This is a genomic window from Acinetobacter uliginosus, from assembly GCF_044130295.1.
Classification (GTDB): Bacteria; Pseudomonadota; Gammaproteobacteria; order Pseudomonadales; family Moraxellaceae; genus Acinetobacter.
Genome location: NZ_JBIQOC010000003.1, coordinates 83,703 through 103,187 on the forward strand (window position 1 = coordinate 83,703; position 19,485 = coordinate 103,187).

Annotated in this window: 15 protein-coding genes; all 15 read left to right on the forward strand. The window is 41.4% G+C overall.

Translation table 11 applies throughout. The features are described from left to right. Nucleotides 1–27 precede the first annotated feature (27 nt). The 15 genes from ACE01T_RS01725 to ACE01T_RS01795 all read left to right on the forward strand — a co-directional run bounded on the left by ACE01T_RS01725 (nt 28) and on the right by ACE01T_RS01795 (nt 19,265). A complete protein-coding gene (locus ACE01T_RS01725) occupies nt 28–903 on the forward strand; it encodes a bile acid:sodium symporter family protein (protein ID WP_300046219.1) in 876 nt (291 codons plus the stop codon). A gap of 132 nt (nt 904–1,035) precedes the next feature. Then, entirely contained in the window at nt 1,036–1,953 is a 918-nt protein-coding gene (gene prmA, locus ACE01T_RS01730) for a 50S ribosomal protein L11 methyltransferase (RefSeq protein WP_180043639.1), read from the forward strand. Nucleotides 1,954–1,956: 3 nt separating this feature from the next. Further along, entirely contained in the window at nt 1,957–2,832 is an 876-nt protein-coding gene (locus ACE01T_RS01735) for a DUF3426 domain-containing protein (protein ID WP_180043641.1), read from the forward strand. 390 nt (nt 2,833–3,222) lie between these two features. Continuing rightward, nucleotides 3,223–3,492, forward strand: coding sequence for a DNA-binding transcriptional regulator Fis (gene fis / locus ACE01T_RS01740; protein ID WP_001086304.1), 270 nt, complete (start codon nt 3,223–3,225; stop codon nt 3,490–3,492). A gap of 88 nt (nt 3,493–3,580) precedes the next feature. Then, nucleotides 3,581–5,155: a bifunctional phosphoribosylaminoimidazolecarboxamide formyltransferase/IMP cyclohydrolase gene (gene purH, locus ACE01T_RS01745; RefSeq protein ID WP_180043643.1), complete on the forward strand. Its 1,575-nt coding sequence runs from the start codon at nt 3,581–3,583 to the stop codon at nt 5,153–5,155. A gap of 130 nt (nt 5,156–5,285) precedes the next feature. After that, nucleotides 5,286–6,572 carry a phosphoribosylamine--glycine ligase gene (gene purD, locus ACE01T_RS01750; RefSeq protein ID WP_395518636.1) on the forward strand — a complete coding sequence of 429 codons (1,287 nt, stop codon included), beginning with the start codon at nt 5,286–5,288 and terminating at the stop codon, nt 6,570–6,572. Between the two features lie 81 nt (nt 6,573–6,653). Further along, nucleotides 6,654–7,490 (forward strand): TIGR02391 family protein, encoded by an 837-nt coding sequence (locus ACE01T_RS01755; protein WP_395518637.1) that lies wholly within the window; start codon nt 6,654–6,656, stop codon nt 7,488–7,490. 439 nt (nt 7,491–7,929) lie between these two features. After that, nucleotides 7,930–8,802: a MetQ/NlpA family ABC transporter substrate-binding protein gene (locus tag ACE01T_RS01760; protein WP_086195120.1), complete on the forward strand. Its 873-nt coding sequence runs from the start codon at nt 7,930–7,932 to the stop codon at nt 8,800–8,802. Between the two features lie 73 nt (nt 8,803–8,875). Beyond that, nucleotides 8,876–9,901 (forward strand): methionine ABC transporter ATP-binding protein, encoded by a 1,026-nt coding sequence (locus ACE01T_RS01765; protein WP_180043649.1) that lies wholly within the window; start codon nt 8,876–8,878, stop codon nt 9,899–9,901. Beyond that, on the forward strand, nt 9,898–10,593 hold the full coding sequence (locus ACE01T_RS01770; protein WP_086195118.1) for a methionine ABC transporter permease: 696 nt from the start codon (nt 9,898–9,900) through the stop codon (nt 10,591–10,593). The genes ACE01T_RS01765 and ACE01T_RS01770 overlap by 4 nt, the downstream gene beginning before the upstream one ends. A gap of 242 nt (nt 10,594–10,835) precedes the next feature. Then, nucleotides 10,836–14,405, forward strand: a complete 3,570-nt coding sequence (gene dnaE, locus ACE01T_RS01775) for a DNA polymerase III subunit alpha (protein WP_086195117.1) — start codon at nt 10,836–10,838, stop codon at nt 14,403–14,405. 33 nt (nt 14,406–14,438) lie between these two features. Continuing rightward, nucleotides 14,439–15,296 (forward strand): RNA methyltransferase, encoded by an 858-nt coding sequence (locus ACE01T_RS01780; RefSeq protein WP_086195116.1) that lies wholly within the window; start codon nt 14,439–14,441, stop codon nt 15,294–15,296. Next, nucleotides 15,289–16,098, forward strand: a complete 810-nt coding sequence (cysE, locus tag ACE01T_RS01785; protein ID WP_086195115.1) for a serine O-acetyltransferase — start codon at nt 15,289–15,291, stop codon at nt 16,096–16,098. The genes ACE01T_RS01780 and cysE overlap by 8 nt, the downstream gene beginning before the upstream one ends. A 111-nt stretch (nt 16,099–16,209) precedes the next feature. After that, nucleotides 16,210–17,124, forward strand: a complete 915-nt coding sequence (locus tag ACE01T_RS01790) for an ABUW_2363 family tetratricopeptide repeat lipoprotein (RefSeq protein WP_180043651.1) — start codon at nt 16,210–16,212, stop codon at nt 17,122–17,124. Nucleotides 17,125–17,255: 131 nt separating this feature from the next. Continuing rightward, entirely contained in the window at nt 17,256–19,265 is a 2,010-nt protein-coding gene (locus tag ACE01T_RS01795) for an alpha/beta hydrolase (RefSeq protein ID WP_180043653.1), read from the forward strand. Nucleotides 19,266–19,485: the final 220 nt, after the last annotated feature.

The following is a 19,485-nucleotide window of genomic DNA, read 5'->3' on the forward strand; positions in this document are numbered from 1 at the left end:
AAGGATAAAAACAATAAAGGATATTCAATGGATTCAGGTCTCTTTACCCTTTTTTTACCTCTTATACTTGCTTTTATGATGATTGGTTTAGGGCTTGAACTCACAGTTAAAGATTTTCTTCGTATCCGTCATCACCCTAAAGCTATTTTTTTAGCTTTATTTTCGCAACAAGTCATTTTGGTTGGCGTGGCATTTTTTATCTGTATTTTATTTAAGCCTTCTCCACTTTTAGCGATTGGCTTAATGTTGCTTGCCGCTTCTCCTGGTGGCCCTACAGCCAATTTGATTAGCTATATTTTCAAGGGAGATGTGGCATTAAACCTTACCCTTACAGCCCTTAATTCTATTATCTGTACCTTTACCCTGCCGTTTATTGTCAATTTATCCATGCATTATTTTTTAGGTGAGTCGCAAAGTGTTGCCATGCCTATTGAAAAAATAACCCAAGTCTTTTTAATTATTTTTGTTCCGGTTTGTTTGGGTATGTTGATTCGTTCACTTGCCCCCAACACTGCATTGCAACTCAACAAACCCATGCGATTATGTTCAGTAATTTTTTTATTTTCGATTTTCTTGTATGCCCTTTATAAAGAACGATTCAATGTCACCGAATACTTTTCCGAGATTGGGGTTGCCATCGCGCTGTTTTGCCTCATCAGTTTTTTAGTGGGTTATCTAGTTCCACATTTATCTGGAATTTCCGACAAACAGGCACGCGCATGTACATTTGAAGTAGGAATTCACAACACAGGCATGGCGCTTACTATTGCACTTTCCGTGTTATCAAATACCACCATTGCCATTCCCGCAGGAATTTACACTATTTTTATGTATATTTTTGCCACATTATTCGGCATGTTATTAAATAAATTCGCAGCTCATCCAGCGGCTATAACGCCCTGATTTCGCTTCTGTAAATAAAGAGTGCAAACTGCTTCTTTTGCTTTTTCAAGATAGTTTTCATCAATATATAGTGGTTTCAGCCTGAGTTCCGTTACAATGGCATTTTTAAAAACACAAATTTAGGTTATCTCCGTGAAGTGGTTACAAATTCATATTACTGTTGAGCAGGCTCAAGTCGATTTTACTGAAACATTATTAAGTTCATTGGGTGCAGTGAGCGTAACTTTAGACGATGCTGAAAATCAGGACTTGCTTGAACCACTTCCAGGTGAAACGCCTCTGTGGAATAAAGTCATTGTAACCGGTATCTATGCGCAGGAAGATGATGAAGAAATTGATGTAGATGCCCTCATTACCTTTATTACTGCACAGATGCCTGAAGCACCATTACGTTACGAGTTTCTTGAAGACCAAGAATGGGAACGTACCTGGATGGATACCTATGAGCCTATTCAAATTGGCGAGAAATACTGGATTGTACCTGAATGGATGGAAGCTCCTGAAGCCGATGCAGTAAATATCAAGCTTGACCCAGGTCTGGCTTTTGGTACCGGTAACCATGCCTCAACTTTCCTTTGCCTGCAATGGCTCGGCAAAGTCGATCTCAAAGATAAAATTGTCATCGATTATGGTTGTGGTTCAGGCATTTTAGGGGTTGCCGCTTTATTACTGGGCGCAAAAAAAGTCTATGCTACCGATATTGACCCACAAGCTGTACTGGCAACCAAACAAAATGCAGAATTGAATGGTGTACTTGAAAATCTGTATGTTGGACTACCTGAAGAGTTCAATAAAGAGCTGAAAAATCAGAAAGCCGATGTGTTTGTTGCCAACATTCTGGCAGGTCCCTTAATGGAGCTTGCGCCTGAATTCGCAACTTTGGTTAAATCTGAGGGGGAGTTCGCACTTGCCGGCATATTAGAAGAGCAAGTTGCTGATGTTTCTAGTGTTTATTCTGAATTTTTTGATATACTGCAAGTCGAAAAACGTGACGAACATTGGTGTCGAATTTCGGGTAAACGCAAAAATACCCCTGCTAATCATGAATAGACTATGAGCGAAAAACAAACCTGCTGCCCCAACTGTTTTACCAAGTACAAAGTCTCTGTGGCTCAACTTACAGTTGCTCGCGGCATGGTTTGTTGTGCCAAATGCTCAACCAACTTTAATGCATTGAGTCATCTGGTCGTAGAGAAAGAAGAGGCTTTTTCTCTCCCTCAAGCAACTCCCTCTTTAGATCCAGCCAAACAAACTTCTTTATCCAATGCATTCATTAAAGAACAGTTCATTACAGAACAGAAACCGGTAAAACATTTATTGGATATTTTCGATCATAAAGTTGAAAACTCGAATATCGATTTAAAAACTTATCTCAATAACTTGAATTATTTTAGTACAGAACCGATTGGCAACTACCCCACACTAAACTGGTCAGAAAAAGCTGAACAAGAGAAAAAATATGGTGCGCGGCATTATGTTTTATGGGGAACAATCAACTTATGTTTAGTCAGCTTGCTTGTTTTTCAGTTTTTCTGGTTTAATCCGAAAATTTTAAACAATAGCCCAGTATTCAGTGCTTTGTTTAATACAGCATGTCAGGCACTTAAATGTTCGGTTATGGAAGAAAATTATCGACTACTCTCTACCAACAAGTTAAAGGTTAAACAAATTTCCAAACAAGAAACCCAGTTTAGCGGAGAACTAATTAACTATCATACTCAAAGCCTGGCTCTTCCAATGATCAGGGTGGATCTGAAAGCAAATGGGGAAACCATCTCGACCTATTCCTTTAAGCCTTCTGAATATCTGATTACGAGTCTGCAAGGAATTCAACGAATTCCCCAGAATAGTCCTTTTAAATTCAAATTTAGCGTTCCTATGCCACGCAAAAGCTTTGACACTTATAGTTTAGAAATAATTCGCCCGTAACATTGAAAAAAACTATTAAAAAATACAAAAAAATGTAAAAAAAATGTAGTTTTCTTGCTCACTTTTTCTTAGACAATGCTATCATACGCGCCACGAAAGCTTAGTGCTGCAAACTCCTCGAAAATTTTTACAACAAAATTGTCTAACTGAAATGCGCTTTATTAAATATAGCGTATTGAGTAGATTTTTTTGTTTTGATTTTGGGTGGTAACAAATATTAATCTATTGTTACGCTTAAATTTCGATCAAAAACGTCGAGTTGTGGCAAGCTAAATGATCAAGTTTTAGAACTTCCGTTTTAGGATCTAAAACGGGGTTCATTGAATTTCTATAGACCACTTTTATATATCTCTTTACCCAAGTGATATTTGATTTTTCGGATTAATTCGCATGAATAGCAAGTCTCCTATTTTTACTGCACAATCTGATGTCGCTCTTCGTATTCACGTAGATCGCGCAGTTCGCCATTACTTTGCACAATTGCAAGGCGAGCAACCCTCTCAGGTGTATGACATGGTGCTGGCAGAAATGGAGAAACCTCTTTTATCTGTTGTTTTAGAATACACTCGCGGCAACCAAACCCGCGCTGCTGAAATTCTAGGCCTTAACCGTGGTACTTTGCGCAAAAAGTTAAAAGCTCACGGTTTAATGAGTGAATAAGTGATAAAATGCTTGCGGTTTCCGCAGGCATTTTTTTTGGCCTGCTATTTAGCTTTTTGATTTAATTCTTGATAACTGTGACGACATCATGACTATTAAACGTGCTTTAATCTCTGTTTCTGACAAAACCGGCATTGTCGAATTTGCACAAGACCTTGCTGCTCTTGGGGTAGAAATTTTATCTACTGGCGGTACTTACAAACTTTTAAAAGACAACAATATCGCTGTAGTTGAAGTTTCAGAGCACACCGGTTTCCCAGAGATGATGGACGGACGTGTAAAAACACTTCACCCGAAAATCCATGGTGGTATCCTCGCTCGTCGTGGTCTAGACGAAGCTGTAATGGCTGAACACAACATCGATGCCATCGATCTGGTTGTGGTGAACCTTTACCCATTTGCTGCAACTGTAGCAAAACCAAACTGTTCACTGGCTGATGCAATTGAAAACATCGACATCGGTGGTCCTACTATGGTTCGTGCAGCTGCGAAAAACCATGCATCTGTAGGTATTGTTGTAAATGCTGCTGACTATGCGACTGTAGTTGCCGAGCTTAAAGCTGAAGGTGCATTGTCTTATGCAACTCGCTTCGACTTAGCGGTGAAAGCATTTGAACACACTGCACAATATGACGGCATGATCGCTTCTTACTTAGGCGCTCGCGTAGGTAAAGAAGAAGGTCAAGCAGACAAATTTGCACGTACTTTCAATACTCAATTGAATAAAGCCCAAGACCTTCGTTACGGTGAAAACCCACATCAAGCTGCTGCTTTCTATGTAGAAGCTAATGCAACAGAAGCTTCTGTTTCAACTTCGAAACAGCTGCAAGGTAAAGAACTTTCTTACAACAACATTGCAGATACAGATGCAGCACTTGAATGTGTGAAATCATTTGCGAAGCCTGCTTGTGTGATTGTAAAACATGCGAACCCGTGTGGCGTTGCAGTATCGCTTGACGGTATTAAAGCTGCTTATGATCTTGCTTATGCAACTGACCCTGAATCTGCATTCGGTGGCATCATTGCATTCAACCGTGAATTAGACGTTGCAACTGCGCAAGCGATTGTTGACCGTCAATTCGTTGAAGTGATCATTGCGCCAAGCGTAGCTGAAGGCGTACTTGAAATCACTGGTGCGAAGAAAAACGTCCGTGTTCTTGTATGTGGTGAATTGCCAGCAATTGATGAGCGTAAAGCACAGCTTGACTACAAACGTGTAAACGGTGGTTTACTGGTTCAAGATCAAGACTTGGGTATGATCACCAAAGATGATCTTAAAGTTGTGACTAAACGTGCACCGACTGAGCAAGAAATCGATGACATGATCTTCGCCTGGAAAGTTGCGAAATATGTAAAATCTAACGCGATTGTTTATGCGAAAAACCGTCAAACCATTGGTGTCGGCGCAGGTCAAATGAGCCGTGTAAACTCTGCTCGTATTGCTGCGATCAAAGCTGAACATGCTGGCTTAGTGGTTGAAGGTGCTGTCATGGCGTCTGATGCATTCTTCCCATTCCGTGATGGTATTGATAATGCTGCTAAAGCAGGTATTAAATGCATTATCCAACCGGGTGGTTCTATGCGTGATGAAGAAACAATTGCTGCTGCTGACGAAGCTGGTATTGCAATGGTCTTCACTGGCATGCGTCACTTCCGTCACTAAGTGATTGGATATTAATGTAATGACAAAGTCATCTACATTTAGACAAATAGATTTCTAATCTTGCATAAAGTCCTCTCCTATTTTTAGGTTGAGGACTTTATGTCATTTTCGATTCATGGAGTATGAACCGATGAATATTTTAGTTTTGGGTAATGGCGGTCGTGAACATGCTTTGGCATGGAAAATCGCGCAAGATGACAAAGTCGCAAAAGTATTTGTAGCACCGGGTAATGCAGGTACTGCAACAGAAAATAAATGCGAAAATGTTGCGTTAAATATTTTAGACAATGCTGCAATTATCGACTTTGCTAAAAACAATGCAGTTGATCTAATTGTCGTTGGTCCTGAAGCACCACTGGTAAATGGTGTAGTCGATGCTTGCCGCGCGGCTGAGCTTAAAATCTGGGGTCCAACTCAATTTGCTGCACAGCTTGAAGGCTCTAAAGCATTCGCCAAGCACTTCTTAAAACGTCACAACATTCCTACTGCTTTCTATGACGTATTTACTGAAGTAGATGCAGCCAAAGCATTTGTTGAGAAAAATGGTGCGCCAATCGTAATCAAGGCCGATGGTCTTGCTGCGGGTAAAGGCGTAATCGTTGCCATGACCAATCAAGAAGCATTTGATGCCATTGATGACATGCTGGCTGGCAACAAATTTGGTGATGCTGGTTCTCGCGTTGTGATCGAAGAGTTCCTTGCAGGTGAAGAAGCATCTTTCATTTGTATGATTGATGGCGACAACATCTTGCCAATGGCAACATCGCAAGATCACAAACGTATCTTTGAAGGTGACCAAGGTCCAAACACTGGTGGTATGGGTGCTTACTCTCCTGCTCCTGTTGTGACTGCTGACGTTTTTGAAAAAGTCATGAAAGAAGTCATGCGTCCAACCGTTGATGGCATGAAAGCTGATGGTCATGTCTATACAGGTTTCTTGTATGCAGGCTTAATGATTGATGAACAAGGTCAACCTAAAGTGATCGAATTCAACTGTCGTTTTGGTGATCCTGAAACCCAGCCTATCATGATGCGTTTAAAATCATCTTTAGTGGATCTGGTTGAAGCAGGTATTGCAGGTAGCTTACCTGCGGACGCTGAATGGGATGAACGTAAGACTGTCGGTATCGTACTGGCATCGAAAGGTTATCCGGAAACCTCAAGCAATGGTGATGTAATTTCAGGCTTAAACACTGAAATGGCAGATGCAAAAGTATTCCACGCAGGTACAAAAGCCAATGAAAAAGGTGAAATTGTGACTGCTGGTGGTCGTGTACTTTGCGTAACTGCACTCGGCAATACCATCGGTGAAGCACAAGCCAAAGCTTTGGAACTTTGCCAAAAAGTGACTTTTGATGGTGTTCAATACCGTAAGGATATTGGTTACCGCGCAATTGCACGCGAAATGCTTGATTGATTTAATTCAGCAAAAAAACCCGCCTAGTGCGGGTTTTTTTAATGTATATTAATTTTATTTTATAAAATCATTTACTTAAAAATGCTCAGTACTCTATTTACTCAAGGTTCAGAAAAAATACAATATTTAGGTACTTGCTATACACAAGATTGTTTAGAAGCTTTAGGATTTATACTTCAAACACAACAAAATATAGAAAAAGCTATCCTTCTATCAAATAAACAATATCATGCATTCTTAATTATTTCTGAAAGAAATACTTACGTAGTCCGATCAGGATTTAAATCTGGTTATATGGGTGAGGGTCCAAAAGGTCTAGCATCTTCGCTTCAACTTCTCCTGAAACATCAAATAGACATTGAAGAAGTTAATATTTCCGAAAAACTAATGAAGAAAGTTAATAAAGCATTAATTTTAGAGTCGGATGTAAAACACATATTAGAAAGTAAATTTGTTCGCCCTTTACGTATTCATGAATATATTTATACAATCTATAAAACATTAGAATATCAACAAATCAATGATCGACATTATCCAATTGAGCTTAGCTATCACCTTATCGACCCTCGTATTTTTGATTTAGCTTTAAAATTTAAGGAAGAGCCTAACAATGCAATTATGACAGCATATGCCAGACTCGAAGACATACTTAGACACAAAACCAAGACAGATTTATTTTCTTCAAATCTGCTCAAGACTGCATTCATTTCTGATAAACATAAATCAATGTACAAGTGGAATGTAGATAATGAAGAGGTATCAAATGCTATAGGACGCTTGTTCACTCACATTTTTACAGCATATAGAAAGGAACGCGCCCACGGAGAAATCAATAAACACTACAAAATGCAAATACGCGAATTTATGCTAATTAATGAACTTTATCTTTTAGAGAATGAATCAATACCAAACAATTAGTATTTTTATCAATATCCATTTTTTAGCTTTGTATTTTCAAAAAATTTATATAGAAACAAAATTCTTTAATTATCGGTTTTACTCATTTCAATAAATTTAATCTATTGTTTTATGAATTAATTTATAAAAACGTCTCACTTTTTTATGCAAAATTAAGCTAAATATCAGATTTATAATCACTATTATGCATAAAAAAAAATTGTTATGATGTATCCAATTTTTAGGAATAAGTCATCATGAAAATTGTTTGATTACAGCAATTTGCTTTTTTCAAACAAAAAACATCTCTCCATGATGCTACCGATATCCAATTGCGTTGATGAATGGGACATTTTAAAGTTATCTGCATCAATCAGTTGATCTGATTCACACTTGATTTAATCTCTCCAATGACATATTCGTAAATTTATCGCCAAATTAAATTTACTAGGACATATACATGAAAAAGCTCCTTGGTCTTGTTTTAGGTCTTTCAGTTGGCTTGTCTGGCTGTGGTAAGCAAGAAGCGCCTGCAAATAATGCAGCTCAAACAAAAGACGCGAATGGTCTGCAAACGGTCACTATGGCGTCTACAGGTTCGGATGCAGAAGTTTGGCGTTATATTGCCACACTTCCGGAAACCAAAACTGCTGGTATTAAGCTTGAAGTGAAAAACTTCACTGACTATGTGTCTATGAACACAGCAGTAGCCAATAAAGAAATTGATGTGAATGCCTTCCAGTCTTATGCCTACCTGGTTGCTTTTAACGAATCCAATAAAGACAAGATTGCTCCGCTTTCTACCACTTACCTGGAACCAATGGGTATTTATTCAAGTAAAGTGAAGAAACTTGATGAATTCAAAACAGGTGCAACGATTGCCATTCCTAACGATGGTGCAAATGAATCACGTGCATTATTGTTACTTCAATCTGCCGGTTTGGTTAAATTAAAAACTAATTTTGACAACGTAAAAGGCACCCCTGCCGATGTTGTTGAAAACAACAAAAAAATTGTGATCAAACCAATTCAGATGGCAACTGCTGTACGTGTAAAAGACGAAGTCGATGCCATTGTTTTGGGTAATACTTTGGCAATGGAAGGTGGCTTAAATGTGCTGAAAGACTCTATTTATTATGAGCCAATCGACCAAAGCACCAAAATGAATGTCAATATTCTTGCTGTTGCAGAAGGTCGTCAAAATGACCCAGTATTGCAAAAAGTAGGTGCACTTTACCACTCTGAAGCCGTGAAAAAATTTGTGCAACAGAAATTTGGCGGTACCAAAGTTGACGTAAATAAACCGATTAGCTATCTCACTGACTCGAAATAGTAATATAATTGGTTTATCTAAACAGGCAAAGTTTCTTTGCCTGTTTTTCTTTTTATAGATAGTTTTTGACCATATGATTGAATTTAAAAATATTTCAAAACATTATCAGCTTAAAGGTCAAACAATTCGTGCCTTGGATCAAATTAATTTACAGATTCCAGATGGCAGTATTTTTGGCATTATTGGCTATAGTGGTGCGGGTAAAAGTACCTTAATCCGCCTGATTAATTTGCTGGAACGACCAAATGATGGTCAAGTCATCATTAATCAAAAAGATTTTACCGCATTGGATGCACGTTCATTACGTCAGGAACGTGCCAACATCGGGATGATCTTTCAGCATTTTAATTTGTTGCAGAGTAAAACTGTCGCAGCCAATATTGAAATGCCAATGAAACTGTTGGGCTGGAGCAAAGCCGAGCGTGAAAAACGTTTAGCGGAATTGCTCGAGTTTATCGATCTTAAGCATAAGAAAGATGCTTATCCGGATGAACTGTCTGGCGGTCAAAAACAGCGTGTCGGTATTGCCCGTGCCCTCGCCAATCATCCTAAAATTTTACTCTGTGATGAAGCGACTTCGGCACTGGATCCGCAAACCACCAAATCTGTTTTAGATTTGCTTAAAAAGATTAATAAAGAACAAGGCATTACCATTGTTATGGTGACCCATGAAATGGATGTGATTGAATCTGTTTGTGATTATGTTGCGGTAATGGAACAGGGTAAAGTGATCGAAACCGGTTCGACGCTGGAAATTTTCAGTCAGCCACAGCATCCAACCACGAAGAATTTTATTCAGACCGTTTTGCAGCAGCAACTTCCTTTTAATATTCTACAAAACCTGGAAAATCAAAATCATAACAGCATTTATAGCCTGCAATTTTTGGGTACATCTGCACAAGAAACCGTAGTACAGGCAGCCATTAAACAGTTTGATATCAGCTTGAATATTCTGTTTGCCAATATGACTGAAATTAACGGTTCAGTGATAGGACAAATGTTTGTCCAGCTGCTAGGTGATCCTGTGGTGATTGAGCAAGCTGTTGCATTTTTCCAGCAAAATGGGGTCAAAGTTGAACAGTCTGGAGTCAGCGCATGAGAGATTTAATTGTTCAATGGCTGACTGAAATCACGGCGCCTTACTGGAAAAGCTCACTTTCGATTGACCAGTTTGTAACCGCGCTGCAAGAAACCTTGCACATGGTGTTCTTTGCCATGCTGTTTGGTTGTATCTGGGGCTTTATCCAGGCCATCATTTTGCTGGTGACCCGTCCGGCAGGCATTTTGCCAAACCGGGTGATTTATCATGGCTTAAACCCGATTGTAAATGCGCTACGTTCCTTACCCTTTATTATCCTGCTGATTGCCTTTATTCCACTGACTAAATTACTCGTGGGCACATCAATTGGTACATGGGCGGCAATTGTGCCGTTGACCATTTATATTGGTCCTTATATGGGTCGATTGATTGAAACTTCATTGCTTGAAGTAAATGAAGGTATTATCGAATCAGCGCAAGCCATGGGTGCTTCGCCCCTGCAAATTATTTTCAAGTTCATTTTGCCTGAAGCACGCAGTTCACTGATTTTAAACCTTACTACGGCAACCATTAGCCTGATTGGTGCAACGGCGATGGCTGGTGCGGTCGGTGCCGGTGGTATTGGCGATCTGGCCATTTCCTACGGTTACCAGCGTTTTGATACCAGTGTAGTCATTTTGACCGTGATTGTGCTGTTATTGCTGGTGCAATTTGTACAGACCTTTGGTGAATGGCTGTCACGATTAAGATAAAATACCATTATTGAATGCCCTCTCGATTGAGGGCTTTTTTATATTCAGAATTAAGTTTAAGTACCGCTTCACTTCCAATCAATATTAGGAGGACTCAAATTCGTTTAGCCTACTGATATGATTTTAATCACCTATTCATCACACTTAAAAAGTCAATTTTGAACTTGAATTAGCTAAATAATAATCCATGACTTTTCCTAGAGCATGCTAAACTATCCAGTGGTTTTTGCAGGGACTCATTTATGCACTTTGTTCATCTTGGTATACATACAGAATTTTCCATTACAGAATCTATCGTACGTATATCTGATCTAATTAAAGCTGCTGCAAATGATGAAATGCCAGCACTGGCCATTACCGACCTGTCCAACCTGCATGCTGCGGTAAAATTCTATAAAAAATGTCTGGATAAAGGCATTAAACCTATTTTAGGTTCAGAAATCCGCCTGAATGATGCTGAACATCGTGTGACATTATTGTCCATGACCAATAAAGGCTGGCGCAGTCTGACCGAACTGGTTTCTCAAGGTTTTATTTCAGGTCAGCAACTCGATATTCCTTGTGTACAAAAAGACTGGATTTTAGATCAGCATCAAGACCTGATTGTGCTATTGGGCATGCAATCTGATGTTGGCAAAATGCTGATCACATCAAATCCAGATAAAGCTGAACCCCTCCTTCAAGAATGGATTGAAAAATTCGGCAATCGGGTTTATTTAGCTTTGACCCGTACCAACCGTCCTGATGAAGATGCCTTTATTGAAGAAGCTGTCAAACTTGCAAAAAAATACAATATAGGCGTGGTCGCCCATAACGACGTACACTTCATTACACGTGATGATTTTGAAGCACATGAAGCCCGGGTCTGTATTGCCGATGGTTATGTATTGGGTGATAACCGCCGTCCTAAAACCTATAGCCCTGAACAGTACTTTAAAACTGCTGTAGAAATGACGGAACTATTTTCAGATATTCCAACAGCCATTGAAAATACCTACCACATTGCCAAGCGTTGTAATGTGACTTTACGCTTAGGTTTTAATGACTTACCGGACTACCCAATTCCGGAAGGTCATACCATTGATACCTACTTTGCACATTTATCCGAACAAGGTCTGGAAGAACGACTTAACTTCCTATATCCACCTGAAAAGCGCGGTGAAGACTGGCCGGAAATCCGTAAACCTTATGACGAGCGTTTAGCCTTCGAAGTAAAGATTATTCTCGACATGGGTTTCCCCGGTTACTTCCTGATCGTGATGGACTTTATTCAATGGTCCAAAGGTAACGGTGTACCTGTCGGCCCGGGCCGTGGTTCAGGTGCCGGTTCACTGGTGGCGTATAGCTTAAAAATTACCGATCTGGATCCACTGCGTTATGACCTGCTGTTCGAACGTTTCTTGAACCCGGAACGTGTGTCGATGCCCGACTTTGACGTCGATTTCTGTATTGCCGGTCGTGACCGCGTAATTGACTATGTGGCACGTACTTATGGCCGAGATGCGGTATCACAGATTGCCACTTTCGGGACCATGGCGGCCAAAGGTGCAATTCGGGACGTGGCACGTGTTTTAGGTAAATCCTATGGTCTGGCGGACCGTATTTCCAAAATGATTCCAACCAAGCCCTTGGGTTTGAGTCTGGAAGAATCGCTGGAAGCTGAGCCGCAGCTCAAGGATATTGTCACCAATCCGTCCAACCCGGACAATGACGATGCCGCTGAAATCTGGGAAATGGCACTCAAACTTGAAGGCATTACCCGTAATACCGGTAAACATGCCGGTGGTGTGGTGATTGCACCGACCAAGCTGACCGACTACTCAGCTGTAATGTGTGATGCCGACGGAACTAACCGTGTTGCCCAGTTCGATAAGGACGATGTCGAAGCAGCTGGTCTGGTCAAGTTCGACTTCTTGGGTTTACGTAACTTAACCGTAATTGAAGATGCGATTAAGCATATCAATGCGCGTCCAGATGTCACAGAACCGGTCAATATTTCCTATATTCCACTGGATGATAAACCGGCCTACGAAATCTTTGCCAACGCCAACACCACTGCGGTATTCCAGTTTGAATCCGTGGGCATGAAAAAAATGCTCAAGGAAGCACGTCCAAGCAAATTCGAAGAAATTATTGCCTTCGTGTCTTTGTACCGTCCGGGTCCAATGGACCTGATTCCTGACTTTATTCATCGTATGCATGGCGGTGAGTTTGAATACCTGCACCCATTACTGGAAAAAGTTCTGGAACCGACCTACGGGATTATGGTGTATCAGGAACAGGTGATGCAGGCTGCACAGTTCTGTGCCGGTTATAGTCTGGGCGGTGCGGATTTACTGCGCCGTGCCATGGGTAAGAAAAAACCTGAGGAAATGGTCAAGCAGCGCCAGATCTTTATTAAAGGTGCTGCTGAAAAAGATATTGATGAAGCGACCGCCAACCATATCTTCGACTATATGGAAAAATTTGCCGGTTATGGTTTCAACAAATCACATGCTGCCGCCTATGCCCTGGTTGCTTATCAGACCGCATGGCTAAAAGCACATTATCCTGCAGAGTTTATGTCTGCGGTAATGACCTCGGAAATGCAGAACACCGACAACATCGTGTTCCTGATTGATGACTGCCGTATTAATGGTCTGGAAGTTCTTCCGCCATCTATCAATATGTCCTTATATAATTTCCATGCCAGCAGTCCGAATACCATTGTCTATGGTTTAGGTGCAATTAAAGGCGTGGGTGAAGCTGCAATGCAGTCGGTGATTGATTCACGCATACAGGATGGTCCTTATAAAGATTTGTTTGATTTCTGCCACCGAGTCGATCTGAAAAAAATCAATAAACGTACCCTTGAAGCACTCATCCGTGCAGGTGCGATGGACTGTTTGGGCATTGAACGTGCTGACCTCATGGCGCAACTTCCTGAAGCGGTTCAAGCCGCAGAACAGGCACGTTCAAACCGTGAATCTGGCATCATGGATTTATTCGGTGAAGTTGAGGAAGTTCAGCGCAAACCAGCCAAACCGGTCAAACCGTGGTCAGATGAAGTTCGCCTCAAAGGTGAAAAAGACACTTTGGGACTGTATTTAACCGGACATCCGATTGATGTGTATCGTCCAGAACTTAAATCCTTTATTCCTGCACGTATTAATGAGCTCACCCCTACACGCCGTGGTGTGACTACCGTATTTGCCGGGCTGGTGGTCGATGTCGCCAACTTCCCGAACCGCATGATGGTTACTCTGGATGATGGCACTGCACGTATAGAAGTCTCGGCCAATCACGAACGTTTCCAACGCTTTAAAGACATTATTCAAAATGAAAAAGTGGTGGTGATTGAAGGAGAAATTTATGAACGTGAAGGTTTTGACCGTCCTATGGGACGCCTGACCAAAGCCTTTAGCCTGAATGAAATTCGTCAGAAACGTGCCAACAGTATTCAAATCAAGCTGAACGCGGAACATCTCAACCCTTCACTCAGTCAGGATTTACGCAAAATCTTAATGCCATTCTGTAATGTCGATATGTGCAATCATATCCCGATGCAATTACACATTGATTATTCCTATGCCTCTGCTGATATCAACCTGGGCCTGAATTGGAAGGTGGCTCCACTGGATGAGTTACTGACGAAATTACGTGACTATTTTGGTAAAGACGTAATTCATATTGAATATCAGGTCAAATCCAAGGCGGCCAAAGCTGTGAGTTACGAGCAGGCCATGCCTGCGAATGTCCCGCCGCCTCCAGCCAATGTGAGCATGGATGAAGCGATGGATATGTATCAGGCTGAAGCCACTCAATATTCTTAATTTTTAAATATTTAAATTCAAATCGGACACCTTATGAGTCAAGTTGACAATGCTGTGGTTTCCGCACATCTCTCTCATGTGCGTATTGTCATGGTCAATACTACCTTGCCTGCCAATATCGGCAGCGCCTTACGTGCCATGAAAACCATGGGCCTATCCAGACTGGTACTGGTAGAGCCTAAAATCTATCCGCATCCTGATATTGATGCACTGGCCGCAGGCGCAACCGATCTGATTGAACAGATTGAAATTGTGCCGACTTTGCAAGAAGCGATTAAGGATTGTCATCTGGTCTTTGGTACCAGTGCACGTAACCGCACCATTCCCTGGCCTTTACTCGATGCCCGCCCTGCTGCAGAAAAATCATTGCAAGCTGTGGTACAGAACAAACAGGAAATTGCGATTGTATTTGGTCGTGAAGATCGCGGTCTGACCAATGAAGAACTGGCGATGGCCAATTATCATGTCACCATTCCGGTCAATAGCGATTATGGCGTACTGAATGTTGCTCAGGCCATTCAGGTCATTTGCTATGAAATGCGTATGGCTGCCATGGCATTGACTGAACAGGCGGAAGACCCTAAAGCCACCATGCATGTCACCGATGACATTGACATGCAGTGGGATGAGCCTTTGGTAACGCATGAACAGATGGAACAGTTTTACCCACATATTGAAAAAATGCTGGCCGAAATTGAATTTATGGACCCGAAAAACCCACGATTATTGCCTTTACGCTTGCGTCGTTTATTTGGACGTATACAATTAGATCGTATGGAATATCATTTACTGCGTGGCATCTTTAGCCGTGTACAGGCATTGAACAATGGTACATGGAAAAAATCTACAGACAAAACAACCGATTCTTCAGAGGATCAATCCAATGCTTAAACAGCTCAAAGAAGACATCCAAGCTGTATTCGCGCGCGATCCTGCAGCACGAAACACTTTAGAAGTTCTCACTACCTATCCCGGCATTCATGCACTGATCATGCACCGTATTGCCCATGAACTTTGGCAAAAAGAGTGTAAAGGCTCTGCTCGCCTGCTGTCTTCTTTTAGCCGTTTTGCCACCGGCATTGAAATCCATCCGGGTGCCAAAATCGGGCGCCGTTTCTTTATCGATCATGGCATGGGTGTAGTAATTGGTGAAACGGCTGAAATTGGAGATGATGTCACGCTCTATCACGGCGTCACTTTGGGCGGTACCACCTGGAACAAGGGCAAACGTCATCCTACGCTGGAAGATGGCGTGGTGGTTGGTGCAGGTGCCAAAATTCTGGGCCCTTTTACCGTGGGTAAAAATGCCAAAGTCGGTTCCAATGCCGTCGTAACCAAGGCTGTTCCACCGAATACGACTGCTGTAGGAAACCCGGCACGCTTTATTACCAAAGATAAACCTAAAGATGCAGAAGAAGCCCGCCGTCGTGATTATGCAGAAAGTATTGGCTTTCAGCCTTATGCAGCTACACAGGACCAGTCTGACCCGATTCTGGATGGCATGCGCGTACTGCTGGACCGGATTCAGCTTAATGAAAAACGTATGAATACCCTATGTCAGCGTTTATCAGTGATTGATCCTTCATTTAAAAAGCAGCAGCAGAATGAACAACCTTTTAGTGCAGAAGAATTAAAAATTATGGAGGACGTTCGCCGTGAATGCGAAGCGCAAAGCAGTCAATCCAAAGCCTGAACGGCTGTCCTGAATATTAACAAGCCCTGACTTGTATGTTCCTGAAAGTTTTTTTAGACTGAGGAACATACCTACTAATTAATTTTAAAATTAAATGAACGGATGACACCTATGACCCTTAAGCCTTTGGCATGTACATTGATTGCTGTTTCTTTACTCTCAGCCTGTAGCTCGACACCAACAAAAGATAAAAATTCCAATGCACCGATCGTTTTCACTGAACCTGAATTGACTGCTCCGTTTTATGCACTAAATCCATTTAACTATGATGCCCCACCTCCATTTGAAATTGCCTTACAAAAAGCTGCTGCACAGCCGGTAACCAAAATGGAAGTCACACTGCCGGGTGATCCAAAGAAAAAAGTGATGCTTGATGTCAACAAGCTGATTATTCCTACCGTAAACAGCAAGCAACGTAATGTAAAATATGCGGTTGTGGCGGGTGACAATGAAGTAGATATCACCGAAGTTGATGACTTCTTGCAGCTGGTAGAAGGCAAAGCACGCCATTATCCGCCTCGTTTTACTGAACGTCAGGAACGTAAAGGCTTTGAAGCCAAACTGAAACAAGTGACTCAACAGCTCGATACCCTGGCATCTAAAGAAAATGCCTCTTTTGATGTGTTGATTCGTGCATTTAAAGCCAGTGTTATGGCACGTAACCTGGACTTAGGTTCAGTCTATACCACCAAGTCTTTAACTTATGCACAGCGCATTTTAAAAATTAACAAAGAAGATGCTGAAGCAAACTTCTGGTTCGGTTTTGGCTTATCTGAAGGTGGTGGTCAACGTGAAGCTATTCCTTATTTAGACAAGGCCATGAAGGCAGGTGTGCAGGAAGCCTATTTATCTGCGGCAAACAATTACATTGCCATGGAACAAAAGAAAAATGCGATTCAGGTCTTGAAAAATTACAAAGTGAAATATCCGCAAGAAGCTGAAGTGGCTGACCGTTTAATTGCAGAAATTGAAAAGCAAGGTCGCTGGAATGTATGGCAAGTACTTAATCCGGCTAAAACGTCTTAATTTTTCTTTGTCCATTCACCTTTCAGATAGACCGTTCAAAACGGTCTATTTTTATATGTACGAATTGAAAATTAGAAGAATCATCGTATGATGAACAAAACTCAAATAAATACTGAACGTAGACATACTTTATGCCAAAACAAATATATCAGCTTTTATTTGCCTCGCTGCTGAGTAGTTATCTGCTTACAGGTTGTCAAATTGTCAGCGTCAAAAGCCAGGGCATTAATGTCACCATTGCCAATGAACGTGAAAGTATCCTTACCCGAAATAAATTGAGTGAAGCCAGTTTAAATGTGCTGTCCATGACCGGTCGTGAAGCTAAAATCTGTTCCGACCAACCCGACCAGTGTATTCAGGAACTGCAACAGATTCCGCAAATTCAGGACGAACAGCTGCTCTCTACCTCCAGCGAAATTTACCTGGCCAAAGCATTGGAATTTGAAAATTCTTCTGACTGTAAAACCAGTACTTTAGCCAGTACCCGATCTGAAGAAAAACAGAAACAGCAACAAGAAACCTATGATCAATGTCTGGATCAGCAACTGTATATGCTGGATAAAAGTATCCGCTACAGCTATGCCTACATGTTTAAGACCAAACGACAGCCCAAAGACCGCATTTTTGACAACCGGCAGGTGCAAATACGTGACTTTTATAATTTAGCACTGGCTAAACTGGTAACTGCTTATGCCTTGCGTCATAAACCTACTGTAGTTGAGCCACAGGTCAAGGTGGGTAAAAGTATTTATCAGATCAACTTTGATTACTATCCACAGCTCAAAAATCAGAAAATCGAGCAGCTGCTTTCCAGTTACAACCTGAATTTTTCAGGCTTACGTTCCATTAACCGTCGCGATGGTTTTGGCTCAGAATTTGTCCTGGTTCTACCGCAGGTCAAGGATGGTATTAGCGAAGGGAAAAATAAATATATTATTAACCCAATAAATTTCAGTTACAAAAACGGGGTCAATCCCAATATTCATCAGGCCCGCTATTTAGCGGCAACCCTGACTGCCCAGCCTAAAGCGGCCAGCAGTGTAGAAGACATTTTAAACAATGCAGAATTTGAAATAAAAGCCTTTGATCCGTACAAATATGATCAGGTCAATATGGCCGGAAAGACCTATCCGCTGGCTGGAAACTTTTCTACGCCTTATGGCTTATGGCTTGCACAAAACAATCTCGGCCGGGCAGCCTATTTAACCCTTATTGACCGTGATGATCATCTCACCATGCCGCATTTATATATGCTGGAACCTTATAATCCGAATAAAAAAGTGATTGTCTTAATCCATGGTCTGGCCAGCAGCCCTGAAGCATGGATTCGTCTGACTAACGATATTATGGGGGACACAGTACTACGGGAAAATTTTCAGGTCTGGCAGGTATTTTATTCAACTAATATGCCGATTATGGAAAGCCGTTTTCAGATTTATGCCCTATTGACTCAGGCCTTTGCCCAGGTCGATGCCAATGCCCCTGCCAAAAAAGATGCGGTACTGGTCGGACATAGTATGGGGGGCATTATTGCCCGGCTTTTGGTCAGTGATGCAGACTTAACCCAAAAAGCCTTATCCATGATGAATAATCGTCAGTTAAACAAGTTTCAAAAATTACCGATTATTTCGCAGCGCCTGGTCATCAAGGACATTCCTAATTTTTCTCGGGCGATTTTTCTGGCCACCCCGCATCGGGGAACCGATTATGCCGATCGCTGGTTTACCAAGGCAGCACGTAAAATCATCCGTATTCCCGGAGCTTTCCTCTCTGCGATTAGCGATAGCATACAAACTCAGGATCTGGATTTGAAAGAGCTGTTACAGCAGATTGATCATGGCCTGATTCAAAATGGACCGAGTGATTTAAGTTATCAGTCCAAGTTTATTGAACTGACCAAAGACATTAACCCGCGTAAAGGATTGGTCTTTCATTCCATTATTGGCAATATCACCAACAGTAATGATATCCATGTGATCACTGATGACATAGTGCCCTATAAGAGTGCCCATCTGGAGGGTGCTATTTCGGAAAAAATTATTAAAGGCGGTCATTCCATTCAGGAAACACCAGAAGCTGTTTTAGAATTGCGTCGTATCTTGCGTCTACATTTAACCAGACTTGGTTTGCATCAGCCCTAATGTCCGCTTGAGTTCTCCAGTTTCGTATCAACCCGCAGCGTCATTTTCATTGCCGGTACAATCAGCACTGCGATAAAACCCGTCAAACTGTTCTCCTAATTTTTATTCATTTACTGCGTAAGCGTCCGCTGAACCCCACTTTTCTTATTTTCTCAATATCCCGATAGTGTCCATTATTTATTAAATGGACATTATGTTTATGGCCTTAGACACTTTTATA

Excerpts from the sequence above, each read along its gene's own strand:
- ACE01T_RS01725 (WP_300046219.1), top strand. The coding sequence starts at position 28 with ATGGATTCAGGTCTCTTTACCCTTTTTTTACCTCTTATACTTGCTTTT.
- ACE01T_RS01735 (WP_180043641.1), top strand. The coding sequence starts at position 1,957 with ATGAGCGAAAAACAAACCTGCTGCCCCAACTGTTTTACCAAGTACAAA.
- fis (WP_001086304.1), top strand. The coding sequence starts at position 3,223 with ATGAATAGCAAGTCTCCTATTTTTACTGCACAATCTGATGTCGCTCTT.
- purH (WP_180043643.1), top strand. The coding sequence starts at position 3,581 with ATGACTATTAAACGTGCTTTAATCTCTGTTTCTGACAAAACCGGCATT.
- purD (WP_395518636.1), top strand. The coding sequence starts at position 5,286 with ATGAATATTTTAGTTTTGGGTAATGGCGGTCGTGAACATGCTTTGGCA.
- ACE01T_RS01755 (WP_395518637.1), top strand. The coding sequence starts at position 6,654 with ATGCTCAGTACTCTATTTACTCAAGGTTCAGAAAAAATACAATATTTA.
- ACE01T_RS01760 (WP_086195120.1), top strand. The coding sequence starts at position 7,930 with ATGAAAAAGCTCCTTGGTCTTGTTTTAGGTCTTTCAGTTGGCTTGTCT.
- ACE01T_RS01765 (WP_180043649.1), top strand. The coding sequence starts at position 8,876 with ATGATTGAATTTAAAAATATTTCAAAACATTATCAGCTTAAAGGTCAA.
- ACE01T_RS01770 (WP_086195118.1), top strand. The coding sequence starts at position 9,898 with ATGAGAGATTTAATTGTTCAATGGCTGACTGAAATCACGGCGCCTTAC.
- dnaE (WP_086195117.1), top strand. The coding sequence starts at position 10,836 with ATGCACTTTGTTCATCTTGGTATACATACAGAATTTTCCATTACAGAA.
- ACE01T_RS01780 (WP_086195116.1), top strand. The coding sequence starts at position 14,439 with ATGAGTCAAGTTGACAATGCTGTGGTTTCCGCACATCTCTCTCATGTG.
- cysE (WP_086195115.1), top strand. The coding sequence starts at position 15,289 with ATGCTTAAACAGCTCAAAGAAGACATCCAAGCTGTATTCGCGCGCGAT.
- ACE01T_RS01790 (WP_180043651.1), top strand. The coding sequence starts at position 16,210 with ATGACCCTTAAGCCTTTGGCATGTACATTGATTGCTGTTTCTTTACTC.
- ACE01T_RS01795 (WP_180043653.1), top strand. The coding sequence starts at position 17,256 with ATGCCAAAACAAATATATCAGCTTTTATTTGCCTCGCTGCTGAGTAGT.